The following is a 293-nucleotide window of genomic DNA, read 5'->3' as shown; positions in this document are numbered from 1 at the left end:
ACGCCGATGTGCGCGATAGCCGGTGTGTTCCGGGTCACCTCGGCGGCACACTGGTTAAGCGCGCAAAGCATGTCAAGCGGTGTCAAAAACGAGGCTTCGCGCCTCGTTTTTGCTTTGTACAACACCAGCGGATCGTCGCCAGATAATTTGGCGTATGATGCTGCCAAGAACTACTGGTAATCGTTATGGCGGACAAGAAAGGCTCGACTGGCGAAAAGCTGCTGTACTGCTCGTTCTGCGGCAAGAGCCAGCATGAGGTCAAAAAACTGATTGCCGGCCCTTCGGTCTTCATC

General features: G+C 54.6%; 2 protein-coding genes. Both read left to right on the top strand.

The window, feature by feature from the left end:
• Window positions 1-180, top strand: a 180-nt coding sequence (locus tag ACNQ0W_RS25610) for a hypothetical protein (RefSeq protein ID WP_417933333.1), incomplete at its 5' end; no start/stop codon positions are given.
• A 5-nt stretch (window positions 181-185) separates the two neighbouring features.
• Window positions 186-293 (top strand): ClpX C4-type zinc finger protein (locus ACNQ0W_RS25605; RefSeq protein ID WP_417933334.1); only part of this gene is annotated, 108 nt, incomplete at its 3' end.

Source organism: Enterobacter cloacae complex sp. 6730903, from assembly GCF_048283985.1.
GTDB classification, from domain to species: Bacteria; Pseudomonadota; Gammaproteobacteria; order Enterobacterales; family Enterobacteriaceae; genus Enterobacter; species Enterobacter hormaechei_C.
This window is presented reverse-complemented; position numbering and strand designations above follow the sequence as displayed.